This is a genomic window from Arthrobacter sp. MYb229, assembly GCF_002975405.1.
Taxonomy (GTDB): Bacteria; Actinomycetota; Actinomycetes; order Actinomycetales; family Micrococcaceae; genus Glutamicibacter.
In genome coordinates, this window is record NZ_PCPS01000001.1 from 828,899 (window position 1) to 850,368 (window position 21,470).

Consider the following 21,470-nt stretch of genomic DNA (forward strand, 5'->3'; position numbering starts at 1 on the left):
TAGAGAGCTAACCGAGGCGATATCTTTCGCCTAAGGCCAGCAGGGCTGCATGGCCCACTTCTTGCCGTGCATCAGGAGCCGCGGTGAAAACTTCATGAAACTCTTTGACGACATCTTTCCAGAGGGCGGATCTTCTGCCCCGACGAGGGCAGTCGATCATCTGGGTTGTCAGGCCAGTCAACCAGAGACAACCGGTACCGGCCAATGACATTGTGTCTACGTTCGCTGTCCAGAACAGAATCGATGCAAGGTACGCGCGCGGTAACCCCTTGGCGTCCGCATGCTTCGGACGTGTTTCGTGCCATGATTCGGGATCTGAAAATCGAAATAGGTTCTGACTTGAGGATTTAGCATCCAAGTGGTGCTGATGTGGTTACTAAAAATCCGTGTTTCGGTACGCTAAAGAGCATGGAATCACGATTCATTCGCAAAGTTCGCACCGCGTCCGGCGTGGTTGCAGTGCAAACCGTGGTGAAAAATGGCCGGACCATGACCGGCGTTGAACACCTGGGCTCTGCGAACACCGACCAAGACCTTGCGGCCCTACTGGCAACAGCGAAAGATCGGCTGCTTCCCGGCCCGGACACCCTCGATTTCAGCGTAGAGCAAGAGCCCGTGACCATAGGCGATATCCCGAACTGGACCGTGCAATAGCTTCCTGAAGAAACACGCTCCGTAGGCCGACCACGCAGCGCCCCAGCCACTGTCCTCTGGGAGATTTTTGAAGCAGCTTGCGACCGGCTCGGGTTCAGCATCCTAGACGCTCCGGCGTTCAAAGCCATGGTGCTGGCGCGGCTGATCGAGCCGACCTCGAAGGCACAGAGCATTCGTGTCCTCAAGCAGGTTGATGCACCCCATCTTTCCTTGCGCACGTTGTTCCGCAGCTTGGGCACCTGCATCGACAAGGACTACCGCGACCTGCTGGCCAAAGCCCTGGCGCCTGCCGACCGGCAACCGCCGGACTGGCTTCTTTAGTCATGTACGACGTAGCCACACTTCATTTTTGAAGCGAAAGCCGAAGAAAAACTGCGCAAAGGTCGGCATGAGCAAGGAACGCCGCGTCGACCCGCAAATCCAGGTCGGACTGCTCGTCGACCCGGCAGGGTTCCCGCTGGAACTGCTTATGTTCGAAGGGAACAAGGCCGAAACCACCGCGATCATCCTCGTGCTCGAAGCGTTCCAGGAACGCCACGGCATCACCGACCTGGTGGTCGTGGCCGACGCCGGGATGCTCTCGGCCAACAACCTGAACGTGATCGAGGATGCCGGGTTCACGTTCATTGTCGGCTCCCGGCTTACCAAGGCACCTTACGACTTTCAAGAATATTTTGATGCCAAAGGCAACAGGTTCACCAATGGGGAGGTACTCGAATCCACCCGCCTGATGGGTACCGGGAAAAATGCCTGGGAACTCAGGGTGGTGTACCAGCGGTCGGCCAAACGCTTGGCCAGGGACAACCGCAATATTAACCTCATGGAACGCAAGGCTCTAGCGGTGGCCGAGGGGAAGTCCCTGTTGAAGAAGATGCGGTTCCTGAAAGTGACTGGAGCCGAGAAAGAGCTGAACGAGAAGATCATCGAACGAGCCAGGATGCTGGCCGGACTCAAAGGCTACGTCACGAATCTGCCAATCGAAGCTGTGCCTGCCACCAAAGTGATTAGTGCTTATCACGACCTGTGGCAGGTTAAAGCGTCTTTCAGGATGACGAAATCAGACCTGCGTGCCAGGCCGATCTTCCACCGTGAAGTGGATTCCCTTGACGCGCATTTGACCGTGGTATTCGCTGCACTGGCTATCGGTCGGCATCTGCAGAAACTGACCGGATTGCCGTTAAAGCGGCTGATCACCGATCTGAAGGCTGTCCGATCAGCGAAGGTGCTGATCAATGGGCAAGTGGTGACCTTCGTTGCGCAGATTACGGAAGGGGTGGGAGAAGTACTTTCCAGACTTCGTGGTGGTTACTAAGGAATTTGGCACGACTCAGGGAAGGGAAAATTGCCCCTCCCATGAGCTCCAGTCCTTGCACAGACTACCTTTAGGCGGTGATCTTTTCGACCGGCTCAGCCCCGGCGCCTGCCGGAACGCTGCGGCGAAGCATGACGAACAGCAAGATCATTCCTGCGGTCAGGGCCATGTGTCCAAGCCCGGCGATGCCGGAGATCATCTTGGATGATTCAAGGCCCAGCACGGTGAGCATGCCGTGGGTGACCTGCATTCCTGCGGTCAGGATTACTCCGGCGTTGTAGATGCCAAGGAACCAGGCATACAGCTTGCGGTGGGCACTGAGGTTGAAGGCCTTCTCCAGCAGCAGGACCAGCAAGGTGACGATGAATCCAAGGACCAGCAAGTGGGTGTGAACCACCGACAGCTGCGTCCAGCCGCCTTCGGGGAATTCATTGATCTTGGTGAATTCGCGGTAGAAGAGTCCGGAAGCAACGCCTACGAGCATGTAGGCAAAGGCGATGTTGATGAGCTTACGCATGGGTTTCACTTTCAATGAGTTCGGCATTCGAAGAATTTTCGGGGGTAATGCTGGTGCCGCGGTATCCGAAGACCGGCGACTTGGCGCGGCCCAGCAAGATGAACAGCGCCGGCAGGAGCAAGGTTCGCACCACGAAGGTGTCCAACAGAACCCCGAGGCCAACGATGAGGCCAAGCTGGCCAAGAACCATCAGGGGCAGACTGGACAGGGCGGCGAAAACGCCGGCCAAGACCACGCCAGCACTGGTGATCACGGCGCCGGTCCGGCTCGTTGCGTTGACGATCGCTTCATCCAGTGGCAGCCGGGCCGCATCTTGCTTGACGCGTTGGGTCAAGAAGATCGTGTAGTCAACACCCAGCGCGACCAGGAAGACGAAGGCCAGCAGCGGCACCTGGACATCCAAGGCGGCCGTGTCGAAGACCATGGAACCGAGCAAGGAACCCAAGCCAACCGCGGCCGCAGCGCTGAGCAAGTTAGTCAGCGACAACACCAGCGCTGTGCGGAATTTGCCGGTAACTACCCAGAGCATCGCCAGGCACACAAGCACGATCAGCGGAGCGATGACCGCGAAGTCACGAAGGTGGCTTTGGTGCGCGTCATAGGCTTCGGCAATGGATCCGCCGACCAACGCCTCGGCGCCGGAAACCTGATTCAATTCGTTGCGCAGCGACTCGATCAGTTCAAAGCTCTGGGGAGAGCCGGATTCGCTGTTGCCGACAACCATCAAGCGTTCGAGCCCGGAATCCGGTAGCGCGGGCAGCAGGGTGGCGCGCTCCACGCCTGGCAAATTTCCGGCTACCGCGGTGACCGCTTCTCCGGTACCAGGTTCTGCCAGTACCGTGATCGGGGCGGTTTCACCGATCGGGAAGTGCTCGGCGAGCCGTTCGGTGGCGGAAGAGGATTCGGTGGCGCTCCGGAACTGCTCGGTCTGGCGCAATCCCACGTTGGTTGCCCCGAGCGCCGAAGCGAGGACCACCAAGATCAAGACCAGTGCCGACAGGTTCACTACCGGACGCTTGATGACCGCGGCGGCGGCCTTGCCCCATAGGGAGCGCTTTGCCGCAGCCTGATCCGGTCGAGGGATCAACGGCCAGAACACCTTCCGGCCACAGAGCGCCAGCAGCGGGGTGAGTACGAACAGGTTGAACGCGGCGGCCACCAGCAGCCCGGCGGCGCAGGCAATTCCCAATCCGCGCGTGTCATCCATAACCGCCAGTGCCAACGACGCCAGGGCGAAAACCACGGTCAGGTTCGAGGAGGCAATCGCTTCGAAGCTATTGCGCCAGGCGCTCGCAAGCGCCGCACGGTGATCGGCATGCTGATGCAGTTCATCGCGGTAGCGCGAAATCAGCAGCAGGGCATAGTTGGTGCCGGCGCCAAAGACCAAGACGCTCAGTACACCAGAGTCGAAGTGCAGATTCAATGGCTGGCTCAGTGCGTTGGCAATGAGACTCGCGCTGCGGTCGGCCATGGCCACCACGATCAGTGGAATCAGCCAGAGAACCGGGGAGCGGTAGGTCAGGATCAGCAGCACCGCAACGATGCCGATGGTCACCGCAAGTAGCGTGAAGTCGGCTCCGGCGAAGGTGGCCGACAGGTCGAGCCCGAATGCTGGAGCGCCGGAGACCTCGATCAAGAATCCCGAATGATTGTGTGCGCTGATCTGTTCGCGCAGCTCGGCAACGAGCTGCCGATCGGCGTCGGTTCCCGCGCTCTCCCAGGAAGCTGTGAGCAAGGAGAGCCGGCCGTCTTCGCTGGGCAGCGGCTGGGAGATCTCCACGGGAAGCGCGGTGGTCAGTTGGCCCGAGATTGTCTCAAGGCCCTTGAGGTCGTTGCTGCTGAGCTTGTGCTGATCGCCGTGGCCGGCGACGAGCAAAGCGGATTCCTTTCCGGAGTCGGGAATCTCTTCCAGAAGCTTTTCTACCTGGGCCGAATCGGAGCCGGTGACCAGAGTGCTGGTGCTGCGTTCGGCTGCCGGCGCGGAGCTGAGCAAACCGAAAACTGCGAGGATGGCTGCGAGCGCTCCGAGCAACCACAGGCGCGCACCGCGCCGTGAGCTGAGCGAGTTCGCTAACGAACTGAGGACTGGATGTTTCATACTTCTAGTCAATGCCAAATATGGGTCTGGCGAATCGTGGAAGCGTTCGAATTGCTTGTCAACCGTTCGGTTGATACCGCAGGAGGTTGCGGGTTGCTAAATTAGTCCGTGATTGCGTGCGGCCTGCACCGCCGCGGTGCGGGTAGGGGCCTGGAGCTTGTCGAAAATATGCACCAAATGGGTCTTCACCGTCGCTTCGGAAACGAAGAGCGTACGCGCAATTTCGCGGTTGCTCGAACCGGTGGCCAGATGCTTGAGCACTTCTGTTTCCCTGCTGGTCAAGGTAATTTTTGGTTTACGCAGACCGGCAACGACGCGTTGAGCCATCTCGGGAGCCAGTACCGTGTATCCGGCTGCCGCTTGGCGTACCGAGTCGATGATGGTTTGCGCGGCGACGTCCTTGAGCAGATACCCCGCGGCTCCGGCTTCGATGCACTGCAGGATCTCGGCATCTTTGTCGAAGGTGGTCAAGATGATCACCTGTGGCGGATTGGGCAGTGCACGCAAGGCAACGGTGGTCGCGACGCCGTTCATTCCCTCACCCAGACGGAGGTCGCACAACACGACGTCCACCGGATTTTTGGTGGCCAAGCCGACCGCTTCTTCTCCACTGCCTGCCTCGCAACGTACGGTAATTTCGTCGTAGTTCGCGAATAGCGCGCGCAGCCCGGTGCGCACGATCGGATGGTCGTCAACCAGCATCAGATTAATCAATTGCCCGCCTCCGGGTTCTTCAATGGGACGTAGGCCGACAGTGCCGTGCCTTCGCCCAAGGTGCTTTCAATGTCCAGCCCGCCACCTAGTTCGCGAAGCCGTTGGCGCATGGCGGGCAGTCCGAATCCTCCGGATTCGAGGTTCTTGCCGAGGGTGGATTGCCAGTTGCTCAGGTTGAATCCAATGCCATCATCAACGATATCGAGTCTGATGGCGTCTCCCGTGTCGACTAGCGAAACGACGGTTTTAGCGGCTTTCGCATGCCGGCGTACGTTGGCGAGCGCGGACTGAGCGGTGCGCAGCAGCGCCACCTGTATGCCCGGATCCAGTACGGGGAGTTCGGCATCTACGCGCAGTTCGCTGGATACCGAGCTGTCCTTTTCGAAATCTACCAGCATGCGCCGCAAGGCCCCGGCCAGGGCTTGCGCATCGAGTTCGCTGGGCGACATCGCGGTAATGATTCTACGCAGGTCGGTGAGCCCTTGCCCGGAGAGCGCCTCGATCCGGTCCAGGGCCTGGAAAGCCTGCGGGGCTTGTTGGGAATCCAGGGCGGCCTTCGCGTGGAGGCCGATGGAGGAGAGCTGCTGGGCTATGGTGTCGTGAATTTCGCGGGCTACGCGGGTGCGTTCGGCTAGGGCGCCGGCTTCATGCTGGGAGCGGGCCAGCTCTTCTTGGAGGTCCGCCATTTCCTGATGGGCGCGCAGCAGTGAGGAGACCAGTTCGTTGCGCTCGGCGATGTCGCTTTCCAGCTGCAGGTAACCGCGCGAGATGCCCCAGGCGAAGGTTCCGCCGACTAGCGGGCCGACAATTCCAGAAGCCGTGGTTTGCCCCTGATGGAGGAACGGGGCTACGACCGTCACCACGTAAACCGCAGCCGACCACAGCACAGAGAGCCCCAGGGCCAGCTGGTGCCCGATGAGCAGCCAGAGGCTGAACGCCAGCCACATGAATTCCGGTGAGGCCACCATGCCTAAAGCCCAGATGGCCAACAGGACCGCCAACCAGTATCCGGGGAGCCTCGTGCTTCCCTTGGACCGCAATACGACAAACCCGAAAAGATACCACAGGCCGAAGAGCGTGCTCGCTGCGACGGACAGCCAGGTGCCGGAGGTTGGACTGGAGATGGCTCGCAGCAGTGCGACGAGCAGGAGCACCGCGGTGATCAGGTGCTGGCCCCAACGCAGCGCGCGCACCGAGAGGACGCGTTGCTTGGAGATCCTTTCCGAAGATTTCCCCCTGCCCAATGCCGAAGTTGCGGTGCCTTCAGCGGTGTCCATAGTTGGCCCACCGCCTCGACAACATCTGCCTTGCACAAGAATTCATGTCTTTGACTCTATCTAAACGCAGGGCCACGCGGGCTTAAGGCGCGATGTTGATTCCGCGGACGCCAGCGCTCGATTCGGGCTCGATCAGTTCTTTAGTTCCGATTCATACCGCGTTTGGCAGCGCGTGGTTTCCATCAGGGATCGTGGCAGAAGTCCCGTTGAGAAAACTAAGGAGATATCTGAGATGAAACTACGTTCCCTCGCAGTAGGCGCGTTGGCCGCCTGCTTAGCCACCACCGCACTCAGCCCGGCCATGGCAGCGCCCAAGGGTGATCAGGACGAGACTATCTTGATCGGCCACCGTGGCGCCGCCGGGGTGGCCCCGGAAAACACCCTTGCAGCGATCGACGCCGGCAGCCGTTCAGGTGCCCAATTCGTTGAGATCGATATCCAGCTCTCCGCCGACGGGGTTCCGTTCATCTTCCACGACAATACCCCCGCCCGCACCACCAATGTGGCCGAGGTCTTCCCCGGCCGCGAAGCTGACCCCATCACCTCCTTCACCTGGGCTGAGCTGCAGCAGCTGGACGCGGGTTCATACTTCTCCGCGGAGTTCACCGGCGAAGGAATCCCGCACTTCGACGCGGTTGCAGATGCGCTGAACGGCGAAACCGGTGTGTTTATCGAGATCAAGTCGCCAGCTAATTCTCCCGGGGTCGAGCAAGTGGTCGCCGATTACCTGGCCACCGATCCGCAGTGGAGCGCATTGGAAGACGCCGGAAAGATCGAGGTGCTCAGCTTCGATGCGACGTCGAACAAGAAGTTCGCAGAAATCGCTCCGGAGGTTCCCTTGCAGCAGTTGGTCGGAACCGTTCCAAGCGAATCCGAGTTGGCAGAAATTTCCGCTTTCGCCGATTCCTTCGGAACCAACTACCGCACCCTGGATGAAGCCGGCGCGCAGCGTGTGAAGGCTGCAGGTCTGGGCTTGGGCGTGTATACGGTGAACTCTGCCGAAGCCGCGCAGGCTTCGTTGGATCTGGGCGTGGAACGCCTGACCGGTGATTTCCCCCGGGAGATTCAGCGTCATTTGAAGGGGCAGAAGATTTTCCCATCGAATAACGGCGTGGTCATCGGCGATTCGGTCAACGACGTTCCGGGCAATGATCTCCAGGCCGAGACCGGCGAGCATGTGGTACTGAGCAACACCGGCAAGCGCACCATCGACGTCTCCGGCTACCTCGTTCGAGATGCTGGAAACAACCTGTTGCCGGTTGGTCAGGGATACTTGCTGGAACCAGGCGACGAGCTGCGCGTTTACACCGGTCCGGGCACCAACGCTGAGGACGCCTACTATAACGGTGGCACCGCTAACGTGCTGAACAACGGTGGCGATTCGCTGGCCCTGTGGACCGCGGACGGCAAGCTGGCCGATACCTTCTCCAACTAATTCCGGGAGTGGCTGTTCTCCGGGCCGCGCAGGAGGCATGCTCCGCCCGGGGAACGGCGCCGTTTAATTAGTGAGCACGTGGTCCCAGAGATACTGTTCGCCGACTACCGGAAGTCCATAGTCGCGTGCCTTGCGCGCCTTGCCGGATAGCGAATCCGGGTCGGCTGCCACCAGCATGCCGACTTTCTTCGTCACCGCTGGGTGCGGCTTGAAACCAGCTTGGGTTAATAGGGATTCCATCTCCGCGCGCGGACGGCTCATCTCGCCGGTCAACACAATGAGGCTCCCGGGTTCCAATCGCTTGTGAATCGCACCGGGACCTTGCACGGTGGCCACCGAATCACCGCGGGCCGGAGGGCGCAACGCCTGCTCTAGCGTGGCTTGACCGATGCCCAGCAGTTTGGCTACCTGTTGCAGATCCGAGCGTTCGGCACCGGTGAGCACCCCGTCATGCCAGGCCGCAGTCGCCAATGAAGCGAAGTAATCCAGGTGTAGTTCCACCGCCCGAGCCCGATCGATTCCCAAGGAGCCTGCCAGCTCAACAAGTTGCGCCTGCTCATGGGCCGAGAGGTAGCGGTCGATCAAAGCTTGATCCAGCACGGCAAAATAGTCGTCGAATTGCTCCGCACCGGTCATTTCGGGCAGGCGCTGGACCAAGCGCTCTAAAAAGTGCTCCGCCGAAGCGCTATCGCCGACGCTTCGCTTCGCCGGGGCGAGCAGGACTTCCGGAGCCTGCGTCCGCCATCTTGCGCCGGCGGCTTGCTCCAGGCACTGGTCCCAGTCGGGCAGCGTTGGCTCTAGCTCCAGGTACCGTGAGAGCAATACCGCCGTTGCTTCGGCATCACCCGCGGCGCTGTGCGCCTGCTGCAAGGTAATGCCAAAGGAGTCACAGCAGTCTTGCAGGGATCGTCCGGCGCCTTGCAGGAACTGGTGGGACATGCGCATGGTGCACAGTCCCCGGGGCAAGTAGAAGTCTGGAAGCGAGCGCCCTGCTCGGGCAAACTCTGCTTCGAGGAATCGCGCGTCGAAGGACAAATTGTGGGCGACCGCCACGGTGCCCGAAAGCCGCCACTCCAACTCGTCTGCAATCTGCTCAAAGCTGGGAGCCTGCAGCACGTCGCGTGCCTGAATTCCATGGATGCTTTGCTTGCCAAGGTCACGTCCGGGATTGACCAGTGTTTCCCAACGGTCAACGATCTGTCCTTGGCGATCCATTCTCAGCACCGCAATCTCGGCGATTCGATCGTGCGCACCGGGAAATAGCCCGGTGGTTTCCGTGTCTATAACCGCGAAAAGCCCGTGATCCATTTCCCGCCCCTAAATTTTGTGTCCTGCTTTCAAACTAGCCGGAGACATGGAGGGAATGCTAGTGCAGGCTGCTCCGGCCAACCACGGGCTCGCTAGCCCGGCTGGTCGGTGAGGATGACCAATTGAGCGGTGGCACGGGTCATCGCAATGTACCTGTGCACTGCTCCGGAAATTCCCGGGTCGAAATTTTCCGGACGGTTCAGGACCACCAGGTCAAATTCAAGTCCCTTCGCTTGTTCCGGGCTCAACGCGCGGATCCGGTCCGTGTCGTTAAAGCTCGGGTCGCCAATGACCACGCCGACCCCGAGCGGATGTTCGTCTTGCCACTGGCGCAAAAGGTCCTGTTGCCGTTCAGGCCTGGCGTAAATGACCGCCGCACCATCGGTCCGGATCGAGGAGGGCACGTTTGCATCTGGCAGCTGCTCACGAATCGCCGATTCGGCTGCGTCCATGATCTGTTCGGTGGTGCGGTAGTTCACGCTTAGCGAGGCAACACGGCAACGGGAAATGCCCGCGTGCGCCAGACGCTGTTCCCATGTTTCGGTAAACCCGCCAGCGGCTTGGGCTCGGTCGCCGACGATCGTCAGGCTCCCGGAAGGGCAGCGCCGCAGCACCATGGCCCACTGCGCTTCGGTGAGATCCTGCGCCTCGTCGATGATGATATGCGCGAAAGGCCCAGCCAAGGCGTCGGGGGACGGGTCGGCTTCGGTGCGCTGGCGAATCAAGGTGTCTTGAAGGTCCGCATGGCGCAACTGAGAGGAGAGATCTTCCATATCGTCTGCGGCAGAAATCAGATCATCGATAACCTGGCTCATCAGGTCCCGTTCGGCGACCAGCCGGGCCTCGCGTCGACGCGCCGCTGCCTCAAGCTCCGGATCGCCCACCAGAAAACGCGCGGCATCCAGCAGCGGCCCGTCTTCGACGGTGAATGCGCTCGGGTCCTTGCGGAACAAGAGTTCGGATTGCTCATTGGTGAGCCACGGTGCGCTGTAGCGCAGCAGCGCCGGAATGGAGTACAGCGCGCTCAGCAGTTTTGCCGGACCCAATAGCGGCCAGTGCGCTTCGAAGGCTTGTGCCAACTGAACGTTCTGGGCCAGTTCGCTGCGGACTTGCTTCTCGGGCGCGCAGCCTTCGGGAAGCTGTTCGAGCAGGATTTCTTCGAGCGCCTCTCGAATCTGCAGCCGGGACTCGTTGTGGTTGGTGCCCGGCTCGACCGCCGCGAAGGCATGCTCCCAGTGCCGCACCGTCAACCGCAGATCGGCCCACTGGGTCTCGACGAGCAGGTCTTGGGCTGGCGGTTGCTCGAATACGCTCACCGCCCGGCGCAGGGCAGCCAGCATGGCTCCCGAGGTCTTCAGCGTCGCTACCTCGCTGGAGGCCTCCGGTTGCGCCGCGCGAATTTCGGGGACCATTGCCTGCAAGGTGGAAATGAGCACATCTTCCTCGCCCAGGTTTGGCAGGATATCCGAGACATAGGCGGTGTAGGCATTGTGCGGGCCGAGCACCAGCACGCGACCGCCACGGCCTTGCAGCTGCGCGTCGGCATGCAATAGGTAGGCGGCGCGGTGCAGCGCAACGACGGTCTTGCCGGTTCCGGGTCCGCCGTCCACCACTAGTGCTCCCTTGGCAGCGGAACGGATGATGGCGTCCTGATCCGCCTGGATGGTTGAGAGCACATCCTGCATTTTTCCAATCCGGTTGGCACCGAGAGAGGCCAGGAATGCGGAATGTTCGTCCAAGGAGGGGCTCGCGGTGAGCTGCGCCAGGTCGAAGACCTCATCCCAGAAGTCGATAATGGCCCCTTGGCGCCAACGATAGCGCCGCCTGCTGGAGAGATTCATCGGATGAGCGTGCGTTGCAGCGAAGAATGGTTCGGCGGCCGGCGCACGCCAGTCCACCAGCAATTGCGCGGAGTTTTCATCGGAGAGTCCGGCTCTTCCCACGTAAGTGCGCCGTCCGGTGCTTGCCTCAACCATGAACCCCAAGCATGCCTCTGGGCCTAAGCGTTCGAGCGCGTGCAGCCTGCGGGCTAGCTGGTGCAAGTCAACATCGCGATCCAGGGACTGCTGCAGGTTTCCGGCCCTGTCTTGACCGCGCAAGGCGATGCGCTGAGCCGCTTCCTGACGCTGCGCATCCACGCGCTGAGCGATGCGGCGAAGCTGATGCTGATCTTCAAAAATTTGCTCGATTATTTGCTGGTTCTCCATAGGCTCGGATAGGCGGAAATAGCCGTGAATCGGATCGGTGCGCATAATCATTGCTCCGGTCTTTTGCTGCGAAAGCGGTGGGGGACAAGTACCTATTGTGAGCCTTGCAGGGGGTCTTGCGGCAAGACCCCCTGCAGGCTATATTCTGAAAATGTAGGGACAATTGATGTTCCACTTTCACTGGGCATTCCGGCCCTGGCTCAACCTGCTTTCGATGCTCCGCCTCTTGTTTCTCCGAACGGCTAGCTCGCCTTGCTCGCAAATTTGGGGGAAACGCATATTTTCGTAATTGACCTATTGGTTGTTTCTCTAATCCTTGATGTTTATCGCAAAATTTGATTAGCTGGGAGTCCTATCCAGATGCCAAGGGCGGAAGCGGCCGATGACTCAAGAGCTGAACATTCGACGAAGCGCGGCGGGTACTGCCCTGATCATGTTCATTGCCGGGCAGGCCGGAACTCTGAGTTGGCCTTGGGCGTTTGGCCTGGCCGGCTCTTTGGCGGTCATTGGAGTTCTGCGTCTGGCGATCGAGCGCAAGGCAGGGCCGAACTTGCGGCGTATCACGATGAAACCGGGTCTGCTCCTTTGCATGGTGCTCATGATGCTCGCTTCGGGATTGCTTTCCGAGCTGGACCCCGTGGTGCGATTGCTGCTTGGTGCCGGCGCGGCCGTATTGCTCTACCGCATCGCGCTGCGCGATGGCGAAAAGCAGATCCAGCGGTACGTTGAAGACGTTGAGAGTGATCCAGCTTTCATCGCGGTGAATTGAGTTTTCAGCGCCTGCCAGACGCGCTAGACTGGAAAGCATACGACGTTGATCCGGATATCGCCGGGGAGTCCTTGGAAGAACCCTCGGGATGACTCTTTTGCTCCCGAATTAGTAGAACCAAGCGGGACCAGCCCGTCACAGCTGATGAGAAGCGGTTCGCCACTTGTGTGCGCAAGCATCACGGTGGCGGATAAGCGGGGTGGTACCGCGGCCAAGTGCCGTCCTCGTAGGCAAGATTTTCGACCCTACGCTTGAAGGATGGCCATTTCGATGAGCTTCTACCCAAAGGTCACCACCGACCCGACCGGTTCAACCCCGGCTTCACCGCGTTTCCCAGAAATTGAGAAGCGCGTCCTCGAATACTGGAAGAACGATGATACCTTCCAGGCCTCCATCGACCAGCGCGAGGGCGAAGAATTCGTCTTCTACGACGGTCCGCCCTTCGCCAATGGCCTGCCGCACTACGGACACCTGCTCACCGGCTACGTCAAGGACCTGGTAGCCCGCTACCAGACCCAGCGCGGCAAGCGCGTCGAACGCCGCTTCGGCTGGGATACCCACGGCCTGCCGGCCGAGCTGGAAGCCATGAAGCAGCTGGGCATGACCGACAAGCAGCAGATCGAATCCATGGGCATCGACAAGTTTAATGACGCCTGCCGCACCTCGGTGATGAAGTATGCCGACGAATGGCAGAACTACGTCACCCGCCAGGCACGCTGGGTCGACTTCGAAAACGACTACAAGACGCTGAACGTCGAGTACATGGAATCGGTCATCTGGGCCTTCAAGCAGCTCAGCGACAAGGGGCTGACCTACCAGGGCTTCCGCGTCCTGCCGTACTGCTGGAAGGACGAGACCCCGCTGTCCAACCATGAGCTGCGCATGGATGACGACGTCTATAAGAACCGCCAGGACCAGACCGTCACCGTGGGCTTTACCGTTCTTGCCGGTGAAACCGAGGCATCCCAGGCGCTGGCCGGTGTGCAGGCCCTGGCCTGGACGACTACCCCGTGGACCCTGCCAACCAACGCGGCGCTGGCGGTTCACCCAAGCATCGAGTACGTGGTGGTTCCGGCAGGCGAGGCCGGAGTGAAAGCCTCCGCGGCAGCCGGGCCGTTCCTGCTGGCCCGCGACCTGCTCGGCTCCTACGCCAAGGAGCTTGGCTACAAGGATGTGAAGGAAGCGGCCGCCGCCATCACCGCCAGCTACCAGGGCTCCGAGCTTGCAGGCGTGCGCTACGCGCCACTGTGGGACACCTTCGCCGACGTGGAGAAGTACGAAACGCAGAACGCCTGGCAGATCGTCACCGCGGACTACGTCACCGTCGCCGACGGTACCGGCATCGTGCACCAGGCCCCGGCCTACGGTGAAGATGACCAGAAGGTCTGCGAAGAGCACGGCATCCCGGTGATCCTCTCGGTGGATGAGGGAGCGAAGTTCCTGCCGCTGTTCGCCGGCGGACCGCTGAACGACATCGCGGGCGTGCAGGTCTTCGAGGCCAACAAGACCATCACCAATGTGCTCAAGGAAGACGGCAAGCTAGTCAAGCAGGCCTCCTACGAGCACTCCTACCCGCACTGCTGGCGTTGCCGCACTCCGCTGATCTACCGTGCCGTCTCCTCGTGGTACGTGGAAGTCACCAAGATCAAGGACCGCATGGTCGAGCTCAACGAGCAGATCAACTGGATCCCGGGCAATGTCAAGCACGGTCAGTTCGGCAAGTGGCTGGAAAACGCCCGCGACTGGTCCATCTCGCGCAACCGCTACTGGGGTTCGCCGATCCCGGTCTGGGAATGCTCGGGAGCCGAATGCACGCACCGCGAGGTCTTCGGTTCGCTGGAAGAAATCAAGAACTTCTTCGGCCGCCTGCCGCTGAACCACGAGGGCCAGCCGGATCTGCACCGCCCATTCATCGACGAGCTGACCCGCGCCCACGAAGGCTGCGCCGAGTCCGGCACCCTCACCCGTGTCGAAGACGTGCTGGATGTCTGGTTCGACTCCGGGTCGATGCCTTACGCCCAGGCGCACTACCCCTTCGAAAACAGCGAATGGTTTGATTCCGGGCACCACCCGGCGGACTTCATCGTGGAGTACATCGGGCAGACCCGCGGCTGGTTCTACACCATGCACGTGCTGTCCACCGCGCTCTTCGACCGCCCCGCCTACACGAACGTGATCTCCCATGGCATCGTGCTCGGCTCGGACGGGCAGAAGATGAGCAAGTCGCTGCAGAACTACCCGAACGTCACCGAGGTCCTGGACCGCGACGGCGCGGACGCCATGCGCTGGTTCCTGATGTCCTCCCCGATCCTGCGCGGCGGCAACCTGGTTGTCACCGAACAGGGAATCCGTGACGGCGTGCGCCAGGTGCTGCTGCCCTTGTGGAACGTGTGGCACTTCTTCAACCTGTACACCAACTCCGCGAATAACGGGGCCGGCTACGAGGCGAAGCGCTCGCACAGCTCCACCGATCCGCTGGACCAGTACATGCTGGCCGCCACCGGGGCACTGGTCCGCGAGGTCACCGAGGCGCTGGACGGCTACGAGGTCTCGGAAGCCACCGAAGCGGTGCGCCACTACATGGACACGCTGACCAACTGGTATGTGCGCCGGTCCCGCCAGCGCTTCTTCGAAGAAGACACCCAGGCCTTCGACACCCTGTACACGGCGCTCGAAACCCTGGTGAAGGTCGCCGCCTCGCTGCTGCCGCTGGCCAGCGAGGAGATCTACCGCGGGCTGACCGGGAAACGCTCGGTGCACCTGACCGATTGGCCAGAGGCCGCGGATTTCCCGGCAGATGCCCAATTGCTCGAAACCATGGAAACCACCCGCAGAATCTGCTCGGTGGGCTCCTCGCTGCGCAAGGCGAAGAACCTGCGCGTGCGCCTGCCGCTGGCGGAGTTGAAGGTGGTGCTCACCGACGCTGCCCGACTGGAAGGCACCTACGCTTCGATCATCAAGGATGAGCTGAACCTGAAGCGCGTCACGCTGATCGACGCCGAAGGCGTGGACACCGCCAGCTACGGCATCAGCCAGCAGCTGGTGGTCAACGCCCGCGCCGCCGGCCCGCGCCTGGGCAAGTCCGTGCAGCAGGCCATCAAGGGGGCGAAGTCCGGTGACTGGTCGGTGACCGACGGTGTGGTTACCGCCGGCGGCCTGGAACTGGCCGAGGGCGAATACGCCTTGGACACCGTGGTGGATGAGGCAGCCGAAATCGCCGCCGCGGTCATCGACGGAGGCTTCCTGGTGCTCGATACCGAGGTCACCACCGAGCTGGCCGCCGAGGGCACCGCCCGCGATATGATCCGTGCGATCCAGTCCGCCCGCAAGGAAGCGGATCTGCAGGTCTCGGACCGTATCCGCACGGTCATCACCGCCTCCGCCGAGGTGGTGGCGGCGCTGGAATTGAACCGCGAACTGCTGAGCAGCGAAACCTTAACCGCCCAGCTGGACCTAGTTGCCAACGGGGCGCTAACCGAAGCGAAGATCGAAGTGGAGCCCACCGTATGAGCGATCTAGAACGCGTTTACGCGCAACTGCTGGCGCGCGCGCCGGAAAATAAGATTGAACCGCGCATGGAACCGATGTTCCGTGCCATGGAGATCCTCGGCGAACCGCAGAAGTCCTCCCCGGTCATCCACATCACCGGTACCAACGGGAAGACCTCCACCGCGCGGATGATCGAGTCCCTGCTGCAGGCCCACGATATCCGCACCGGCCGGTACTCCTCGCCGCATCTGGTGAAGGTCACCGAGCGGATCAGCATCGATGGGGAACCCGTCGACGATGAGACTTTCGTCCGCGTTTGGGATGAGATTTCACCGTTCCTGGACCTGGTGGATGCCGAATTGACCGAGCAGGGCGAAAACCGGTTGACCTACTTCGAAGCGGTGACCATCCTGGCCTTCGCGATCTTCGCCGAAGTTCCGGTGGAGGTGGTGGTGCTGGAGGTAGGCCTCGGCGGAATCACGGACGCGACCAACGTGTCCGATGCCGAAGTTTCGGTGATCACCCCGATTTCCTTGGACCACACCGACCTGCTGGGGGATACCCCGGGACTGATTGCCGAAGAAAAGATCGGGATCCTCAAGCCCGGCGGTTACCTGGTCTCCGCGGTCCAGCCGGTGGACGCGGCGGATGTGCTGCTCGCCAAGGTGCGCGAGCTTGAAGTTCCCGTGGCTTTCGAATCGCTGGACTTCAAGCTCATCGAGCGCACCATGGGCGTTGGCGGCCAGGTATTGGCCATCGAGGGGCAGGCGGCTCGCTACGAGGAGATTTATCTTCCGCTCTACGGCGCGCACCAGGCACAGAACGCCGTCGTGGCGCTGGCAGCGGTCGAGGCCTTCCTCGGCGGCGGAGAACGTGAACTGAATATCGAGCTGGTCCGCAACGGATTCGCCGCAACGACCAGCCCGGGCCGCCTGGAACTGGTGCGCAGCGCGCCCAGCGTCCTGGTTGATGCGGGGCACAACACGGACGGCCTCAAAGCCAGCGCCGAAGCCATCAAGGAATCCTTCGGGTTCTCCCGCCTGGTGCTCATGGTGGGGATCCTGCGCGAGAAGGACGCCGAAGCGATGCTCTACACCATGCGTGAAGAGTACGGCGATCTGGTTGATGACCTGTGCCTGACCCAGTCTTCCTCGCCGCGGGCCATTCCCGCGGGGGAGCTGGCCACCCTGGCAGTCGATGCCGGGTGGCCCGAAGAAGACCTGCATGTCACCGAGAATCTTGAAGACGCCGTGGAATGGTGCGTTGGCCGTGCAGAGGCCGGGGAAGACCTGGCCGGCGGCGTCCTGGTGACCGGTTCGATTACACTGGTGGGCGAAATCTCACTACTGCTCAAGGGAGGGCAGAACTCCTAATGGCCAAGCTAACTAGGGCGCAACGCGAATGGCACCCGGGGATGAAGAAGAAGCAACGTTCCACCAAGGTGATGTTTGCTTCGACCGTATTGACTTGCGAGGCGTTCCTGGCAATCTTCGTCACCTTGGCCGCCTTCGGGCTCAAGCGTGCCGAACCAGCACTGGTGCTCAGCCTCGGCGCCGCAGTGGCGGTACTGTGCATCATCACCTGTGCGTTGCTCCGCAAACCGGCAGGATACCTGATCGGCTGGATCCTGCAGGTGGTCTTCTTCCTGTGCGGGTTCATCTTGGTGGACATGTTCTACCTGTCGGTCTTCTTCGGACTGTGCTGGTGGTACGCGCTGAAGAAGGGCGGGGAAATCGACGTGGAGAATAAGCGTCGCGCGGCCGCTCAGCAGGAGTGGGACCGCGCTCATCCGAACGTAGAATCTTAAACAGACCAAAAGTATCAAAGAACGAAGAGGTAGAAACATGACCGAACGTACTCTCATTCTCGTCAAGCCAGACGGTGTGAAGCGCGGCCTGACCGGCCAGATCCTTGCCCGCGTCGAAGCGAAGGGCTACAGCATCGCCGAGCTGAAGCAGCTGAACGCTTCGCGCGAGGTGCTCGCCGAACACTATGCCGAGCACGAAGGCAAGCCATTCTACGAGCCACTGGTTGAGTTCATGCTCTCGGGACCGATCGTCGCCATCGTTGCCGAAGGCCACGGCGTGATCCCAGGTTTCCGTTCGCTGGCGGGAACCACCGATCCAACCACCGCCGCACCGGGCACCATCCGCGGTGACTTCGGCCGCGATTGGGGCCTGAAGGTTCAGCAGAACCTGGTTCACGGTTCGGACTCCGTCGAGTCCGCGGAACGTGAGATCGGCATCTGGTTCGGTAAGTAGACCGCTCAAGTCCCTCTCGCACGAGAGAAGGAAATCCCCGTGGGGATCCACTAGTGACGTGGATCCCTACGGGGATTTTTCGGTTCCGGAAACGCTGGACAGCAAATCGGTGGAGCAGCCTGAGGGGGCTTGGCGGCGCGGAGCATGGCGGACGTGGAGTCTATCCGATGGATCCGGCGGGACACTATGTGTAGCTGATCAATAAGCCGCATCTCTGGGCAGCTGGCCCGAGTGCGTGGCAGGGCCCTAGAACCAGTCGTCGAGGGAGTTGTGCGCATGCGGCAGCAGGGCCGCACCGGTGGCCGGCGAAGAGCCCCATAAGGTTTCCGTTGAAGGACGCAGCGAAGACTGGCGGATCGAATCATAATCATCTTTGGAGATCATGACGACAGATTCTCTCGGGGACCTGGAAACGGAGACGACAGCATGCTCGGAGACTACGTTGTCGACAAGACTCGAGAAATTCTTTAGTGCTTCCTCATAGCTGAAATTCAGCATGAGTACCTCCCAAATATCGCGGTGAGCGCCTGACGGCACTTCGAGTTTGAGTAGAAGTGTGTCCCGAACTAGCGCTTCGTGCTCCCTGCTGATCGAGCGACGGGGCAGTGGCAAGAATTCTCAAGGAGTTGCTCTTGCCACTTCAATACACATCTTTCACTTGAGTCACATTAAACACATCCGTCTATGAAAGCGCAATGTTGCGCGTCATCATGTGGCGGCTTCAGTCGGTAGCAAGCCGTGCAAAGAGCAAGGAATCGCGGCGTCGATCGCGAACGAGTTTATGCTCGCGCAAATGCCCTTCGTAGGCGAACCCGGCCTTTTCCAGCACGCGTCGGGAGGCCAAATTCTCGGGGGCGCAAGTGGCTGTGATGCGGTGCAGATCCAGGGAAGAAAATCCAAGATCGAGCAGCATCTTCGTTGCCAGCGTGGCGTAGCCGCGACCCCAGAATTTGCGATTCAGGCTATAGCCCAGTTCACCGCGGCGGTGGTCCGCATCGGTGCTCCACACCGCCGCGCCTCCGATCACCTGTTCATCGACGAGGACCGCCAACGTCAGCGCTTGGCTGTTGGGCAGGCTGGCTTCTAAGAGATACTGCCGGGTCTGCTCTGCGGAATTCGGACCCCACTCGGCATATCGGTAGACCATGGGGTCCGTGGCGTACTCGTGGACCGCTGCGAAATCCGAAGCCCGGTATCGCCCCAACGACACCCCCTCGCGTGTGGCGATCACTTCTCGATCGGGTAAAGTCACCGAAATTCCTTTCTGGAGGGGAAGAAAAAGGTCTTGGCCTCATCCAAGGGATGAGGCCAAGACCGGAGGCAAGGAAACGCTAGCTATTGTCTGCGCTAGGCGCAGGCTCTGGGTTAGCGGTTTCTTTGGCTTTTTCTACGAGGCTTGGCTTCTCCTCGGGTTTGACCTTCTCTCGGATGTCTTTTTTCGCGTCATCCACCGCATCCGAATTATCGCGATCGGTCCACACCTTGATCACTGCCCACGCTGCGGCGGTCAGCGGCACGGACAGCACGGCGCCGATAATACCTGCAAGTACGGTACCAGCGGTCAAGGCCATCAAGACCACCAGCGCGTGCAAGTTCAGTGCGTTTGCCATCACCACCGGCTGCAGGAAGTTGCCCTCCAGCTGATTGACCAGGATGACTGCGGCCAGCACGATCAGGGCTACCACAGGACCGTTGGTGACCAAGGCGATCAGGGTAGCCAAAATGCCTGCCACGGTGGCACCAACCATCGGAATGAACGAACCGAGGAACACGATGACGCCCAGGGGAAGCGCTAGCGGAACCTGCAGGATCAGCAAGGTTGCGGTAATGCCCAAGGTGTCCACCGCGGCCACAGTAGCGGTTCCTCGAATATAGCCGCCGAAGGTGCGCAGCGCCCGGTCACCGGAAAGGATCCACTTATTGCGGTAGTGCTTGGGCGTCCAAGACACTGCAAAGGCCCAGATCCGGTCGCCATCTTTCAGGAAGAAGAACAAGATCACCAGGAGCAAGATCAAGCCCGTCACGAAGCTACCTGCGGCACTGAGCGTGTTCAGAGCGCCGGTGCCGAATTGGGAACTGGTCAGGAACGAGGTCACCGTGTCCACGACGCCGTCGATCTGGCTCTGATCGATGGACAATGGCATATTGCCGATGATTCCCTGCGCCATGTCGTTGAGCTGATTGAAGCCTTCGACCGCTTGGTCGACCAGCTTTGGCCATTCCTTAATGACCGAGAAGACCAACCCGGTGCCGATGCCGCCGAGCACCAACAGGGAGCTGAGGAAGACGATCCAGGCGGAGATCAAAGGAGAAAAGACCTTGCGAAGCTTCAGCACCAAGGGCCACAGCGCGCACGAGATAATCACTGCAAGCAACGTTGGAATGACGATCATCGTCAGACGCAAGAGTCCGATGATGAAGAAGGTGGTTAAGGTGCCAACGATCAAGACCTGGGCGCTGCGGATACCGAGGCGCCCGAGCATGTCCGTCCACAGGGAATGCACGGTGAAGTTTGGCTTGGTAACCTCTGACTCGCTGAGCAATTCACCTACCGGAGGTTCCGGGGTCGGTGCCGGAGCAGCCGGTGGCTTGCGCTTGGGTAGCTTTAGTTTGCGGAGAAAATCCATTGGTGCTCCTTGAGGCTGATACTAACTAGCTCCAACAATAGGCTAACGAGTTGATTAGGAATTGCCACAACGCCGAGGAAACGTCATTTCGGCGCTGGCTTTCGCTTTTACGCTCACAAAGCACATGAAAAAGGGGTGTTTCTCCACCTAAGGTTGAAGAAACACCCCCATTTCCAAATTCCCGGATTAGCGGCCGAAATACTCGTCAGCCAGCAGGCTCATCAGAATGCGGTCGTGGAACGCCCCATCGTGAAAACCAGCCTGGCGGTTTCGCCCTTCCTCGCGGAACCCGGCGCGGGAGAACGTGCGCAAAGCCCGCTCGTTATAGGCCCAGATCCCTAGCCCGACCCGGTTCAGCCCCATTTCGCGGAAGCCGAAGTCCACGATCATCTTGGTTGCGACCGTGCCGTATCCCTGCCCAACATTGGAACCGCCGATCATCAGCATGAGATCCGCCGAACGGGCCGGGGCGTTGAAATTGTAGAGTGCGGTGTGGCCGATTAGCGTGTCGTCGGGCAACGTAATTGAAAGGCCTACACCATCCTTGGTGCCTCGGTTCAGGCTCCAGCTCTTGAATAGGTTTGCGGCTTCGACGCCGGGATGCGGAAGTACGATATTTCCCTGCAGCGCCATGAATTCCGGGCTATTCCACCATTGGGCCAGGATCGAGAGATCTTCATCCTGTAGTTCGCGTAGCCGGATCGTGTCCGAAGTCAGTAGATTGATGCCGTAATCTTGGGCGTTTTCTGTATTCCATTTGTGGCTTCCCATGACCCTAATCTAGTCGCTTTAGCTTGGAGCC

Annotated in this window: 19 protein-coding genes; 9 read left to right on the forward strand and 10 right to left on the reverse strand. The window is 60.5% G+C overall.

Features of this window, described 5'->3' with window-relative positions; all coding sequences use genetic code 11:
* Positions 1 to 408: 408 nt before the first annotated feature.
* The 3 genes from CQ019_RS03900 (at position 409) to CQ019_RS03905 (ending at position 1,966) form a co-directional block, all read left to right on the forward strand.
* Positions 409 to 654 (forward strand): hypothetical protein, encoded by a 246-nt coding sequence (locus tag CQ019_RS03900; RefSeq protein ID WP_096285026.1) that lies wholly within the window; start codon positions 409 to 411, stop codon positions 652 to 654.
* Between the two features lie 126 nt (positions 655 to 780).
* Positions 781 to 975: a hypothetical protein gene (locus CQ019_RS18420; RefSeq protein ID WP_176484127.1), complete on the forward strand. Its 195-nt coding sequence runs from the start codon at positions 781 to 783 to the stop codon at positions 973 to 975.
* Between the two features lie 67 nt (positions 976 to 1,042).
* Positions 1,043 to 1,966, forward strand: coding sequence for a transposase (locus CQ019_RS03905; protein WP_176484126.1), 924 nt, complete (start codon positions 1,043 to 1,045; stop codon positions 1,964 to 1,966).
* A 70-nt stretch (positions 1,967 to 2,036) separates the two neighbouring features.
* Here the strand turns inward: CQ019_RS03905 and CQ019_RS03910 are convergent, their stop codons facing one another.
* The 4 genes from CQ019_RS03910 to CQ019_RS03925 form a co-directional block, all read right to left on the reverse strand.
* Entirely contained in the window at positions 2,037 to 2,483 is a 447-nt protein-coding gene (locus CQ019_RS03910; protein WP_096285022.1) for a DUF2871 domain-containing protein, read from the reverse strand.
* Positions 2,476 to 4,581: an MMPL family transporter gene (locus CQ019_RS03915; RefSeq protein WP_096285020.1), complete on the reverse strand. Its 2,106-nt coding sequence runs from the start codon at positions 4,579 to 4,581 to the stop codon at positions 2,476 to 2,478. The genes CQ019_RS03910 and CQ019_RS03915 overlap by 8 nt, the downstream gene beginning before the upstream one ends.
* Before the next feature lie 96 nt (positions 4,582 to 4,677).
* Positions 4,678 to 5,295 (reverse strand): response regulator transcription factor, encoded by a 618-nt coding sequence (locus CQ019_RS03920; RefSeq protein WP_258133842.1) that lies wholly within the window; start codon positions 5,293 to 5,295, stop codon positions 4,678 to 4,680.
* Positions 5,292 to 6,572, reverse strand: coding sequence for a sensor histidine kinase (locus CQ019_RS03925; protein ID WP_105568960.1), 1,281 nt, complete (start codon positions 6,570 to 6,572; stop codon positions 5,292 to 5,294). Before CQ019_RS03925 ends, CQ019_RS03920 begins: the two co-directional genes overlap by 4 nt.
* A 232-nt stretch (positions 6,573 to 6,804) precedes the next feature.
* On the opposite strand from CQ019_RS03925, the gene CQ019_RS03930 reads away from it, so the two are divergent.
* Positions 6,805 to 8,007 (forward strand): glycerophosphodiester phosphodiesterase family protein, encoded by a 1,203-nt coding sequence (locus CQ019_RS03930; protein WP_105568961.1) that lies wholly within the window; start codon positions 6,805 to 6,807, stop codon positions 8,005 to 8,007.
* 63 nt (positions 8,008 to 8,070) lie between these two features.
* Here the strand turns inward: CQ019_RS03930 and CQ019_RS03935 are convergent, their stop codons facing one another.
* Together CQ019_RS03935 and helR are read right to left on the reverse strand one after the other, a co-directional pair.
* Entirely contained in the window at positions 8,071 to 9,315 is a 1,245-nt protein-coding gene (locus CQ019_RS03935) for an exonuclease domain-containing protein (RefSeq protein WP_105568962.1), read from the reverse strand.
* A gap of 92 nt (positions 9,316 to 9,407) precedes the next feature.
* Entirely contained in the window at positions 9,408 to 11,567 is a 2,160-nt protein-coding gene (gene helR, locus CQ019_RS03940) for an RNA polymerase recycling motor ATPase HelR (protein ID WP_181148240.1), read from the reverse strand.
* Positions 11,568 to 11,904: 337 nt separating this feature from the next.
* Here helR and CQ019_RS03945 point away from each other — a divergent pair, with 337 nt between their 5' ends.
* From CQ019_RS03945 to ndk, 5 genes are all read left to right on the forward strand, one after another.
* Positions 11,905 to 12,291 (forward strand): hypothetical protein, encoded by a 387-nt coding sequence (locus CQ019_RS03945; RefSeq protein ID WP_105568964.1) that lies wholly within the window; start codon positions 11,905 to 11,907, stop codon positions 12,289 to 12,291.
* 270 nt (positions 12,292 to 12,561) lie between these two features.
* Complete coding sequence (gene ileS, locus CQ019_RS03950) at positions 12,562 to 15,801, forward strand: isoleucine--tRNA ligase (RefSeq protein ID WP_105569263.1); 3,240 nt, start codon at positions 12,562 to 12,564, stop codon at positions 15,799 to 15,801.
* Positions 15,798 to 17,153: a folylpolyglutamate synthase/dihydrofolate synthase family protein gene (locus CQ019_RS03955; RefSeq protein WP_105568965.1), complete on the forward strand. Its 1,356-nt coding sequence runs from the start codon at positions 15,798 to 15,800 to the stop codon at positions 17,151 to 17,153. Before ileS ends, CQ019_RS03955 begins: the two co-directional genes overlap by 4 nt.
* On the forward strand, positions 17,153 to 17,587 hold the full coding sequence (locus CQ019_RS03960; protein WP_096285004.1) for a DUF4233 domain-containing protein: 435 nt from the start codon (positions 17,153 to 17,155) through the stop codon (positions 17,585 to 17,587). The genes CQ019_RS03955 and CQ019_RS03960 overlap by 1 nt, the downstream gene beginning before the upstream one ends.
* Before the next feature lie 37 nt (positions 17,588 to 17,624).
* Entirely contained in the window at positions 17,625 to 18,041 is a 417-nt protein-coding gene (gene ndk, locus CQ019_RS03965; RefSeq protein ID WP_096285002.1) for a nucleoside-diphosphate kinase, read from the forward strand.
* A gap of 246 nt (positions 18,042 to 18,287) precedes the next feature.
* Here the strand turns inward: ndk and CQ019_RS03970 are convergent, their stop codons facing one another.
* From CQ019_RS03970 to CQ019_RS03985, 4 genes are all read right to left on the reverse strand, one after another.
* Entirely contained in the window at positions 18,288 to 18,539 is a 252-nt protein-coding gene (locus tag CQ019_RS03970) for a type II toxin-antitoxin system Phd/YefM family antitoxin (protein ID WP_096285000.1), read from the reverse strand.
* 223 nt (positions 18,540 to 18,762) lie between these two features.
* Positions 18,763 to 19,293: a GNAT family N-acetyltransferase gene (locus tag CQ019_RS03975; protein ID WP_217990357.1), complete on the reverse strand. Its 531-nt coding sequence runs from the start codon at positions 19,291 to 19,293 to the stop codon at positions 18,763 to 18,765.
* Between the two features lie 79 nt (positions 19,294 to 19,372).
* The gene (locus CQ019_RS03980) at positions 19,373 to 20,668 is read right to left on the reverse strand and encodes an AI-2E family transporter (protein ID WP_096284995.1); all 1,296 of its coding nucleotides are present in this window, start codon (positions 20,666 to 20,668) and stop codon (positions 19,373 to 19,375) included.
* 186 nt (positions 20,669 to 20,854) lie between these two features.
* Positions 20,855 to 21,439 (reverse strand): GNAT family N-acetyltransferase, encoded by a 585-nt coding sequence (locus tag CQ019_RS03985; protein WP_096284993.1) that lies wholly within the window; start codon positions 21,437 to 21,439, stop codon positions 20,855 to 20,857.
* Positions 21,440 to 21,470: the final 31 nt, after the last annotated feature.

Excerpts from the sequence above, each read along its gene's own strand:
- CQ019_RS03910 (WP_096285022.1), bottom strand. The coding sequence starts at position 2,483 with ATGCGTAAGCTCATCAACATCGCCTTTGCCTACATGCTCGTAGGCGTT.
- CQ019_RS03905 (WP_176484126.1), top strand. The coding sequence starts at position 1,043 with ATGAGCAAGGAACGCCGCGTCGACCCGCAAATCCAGGTCGGACTGCTC.
- CQ019_RS03985 (WP_096284993.1), bottom strand. The coding sequence starts at position 21,439 with ATGGGAAGCCACAAATGGAATACAGAAAACGCCCAAGATTACGGCATC.
- helR (WP_181148240.1), bottom strand. The coding sequence starts at position 11,567 with ATGCGCACCGATCCGATTCACGGCTATTTCCGCCTATCCGAGCCTATG.
- CQ019_RS03900 (WP_096285026.1), top strand. The coding sequence starts at position 409 with ATGGAATCACGATTCATTCGCAAAGTTCGCACCGCGTCCGGCGTGGTT.
- ileS (WP_105569263.1), top strand. The coding sequence starts at position 12,562 with ATGAGCTTCTACCCAAAGGTCACCACCGACCCGACCGGTTCAACCCCG.
- ndk (WP_096285002.1), top strand. The coding sequence starts at position 17,625 with ATGACCGAACGTACTCTCATTCTCGTCAAGCCAGACGGTGTGAAGCGC.
- CQ019_RS18420 (WP_176484127.1), top strand. The coding sequence starts at position 781 with ATGGTGCTGGCGCGGCTGATCGAGCCGACCTCGAAGGCACAGAGCATT.
- CQ019_RS03980 (WP_096284995.1), bottom strand. The coding sequence starts at position 20,668 with ATGGATTTTCTCCGCAAACTAAAGCTACCCAAGCGCAAGCCACCGGCT.
- CQ019_RS03915 (WP_096285020.1), bottom strand. The coding sequence starts at position 4,581 with ATGAAACATCCAGTCCTCAGTTCGTTAGCGAACTCGCTCAGCTCACGG.
- CQ019_RS03970 (WP_096285000.1), bottom strand. The coding sequence starts at position 18,539 with ATGCTGAATTTCAGCTATGAGGAAGCACTAAAGAATTTCTCGAGTCTT.
- CQ019_RS03945 (WP_105568964.1), top strand. The coding sequence starts at position 11,905 with ATGACTCAAGAGCTGAACATTCGACGAAGCGCGGCGGGTACTGCCCTG.
- CQ019_RS03935 (WP_105568962.1), bottom strand. The coding sequence starts at position 9,315 with ATGGATCACGGGCTTTTCGCGGTTATAGACACGGAAACCACCGGGCTA.
- CQ019_RS03955 (WP_105568965.1), top strand. The coding sequence starts at position 15,798 with ATGAGCGATCTAGAACGCGTTTACGCGCAACTGCTGGCGCGCGCGCCG.
- CQ019_RS03960 (WP_096285004.1), top strand. The coding sequence starts at position 17,153 with ATGGCCAAGCTAACTAGGGCGCAACGCGAATGGCACCCGGGGATGAAG.
- CQ019_RS03930 (WP_105568961.1), top strand. The coding sequence starts at position 6,805 with ATGAAACTACGTTCCCTCGCAGTAGGCGCGTTGGCCGCCTGCTTAGCC.
- CQ019_RS03925 (WP_105568960.1), bottom strand. The coding sequence starts at position 6,572 with ATGGACACCGCTGAAGGCACCGCAACTTCGGCATTGGGCAGGGGGAAA.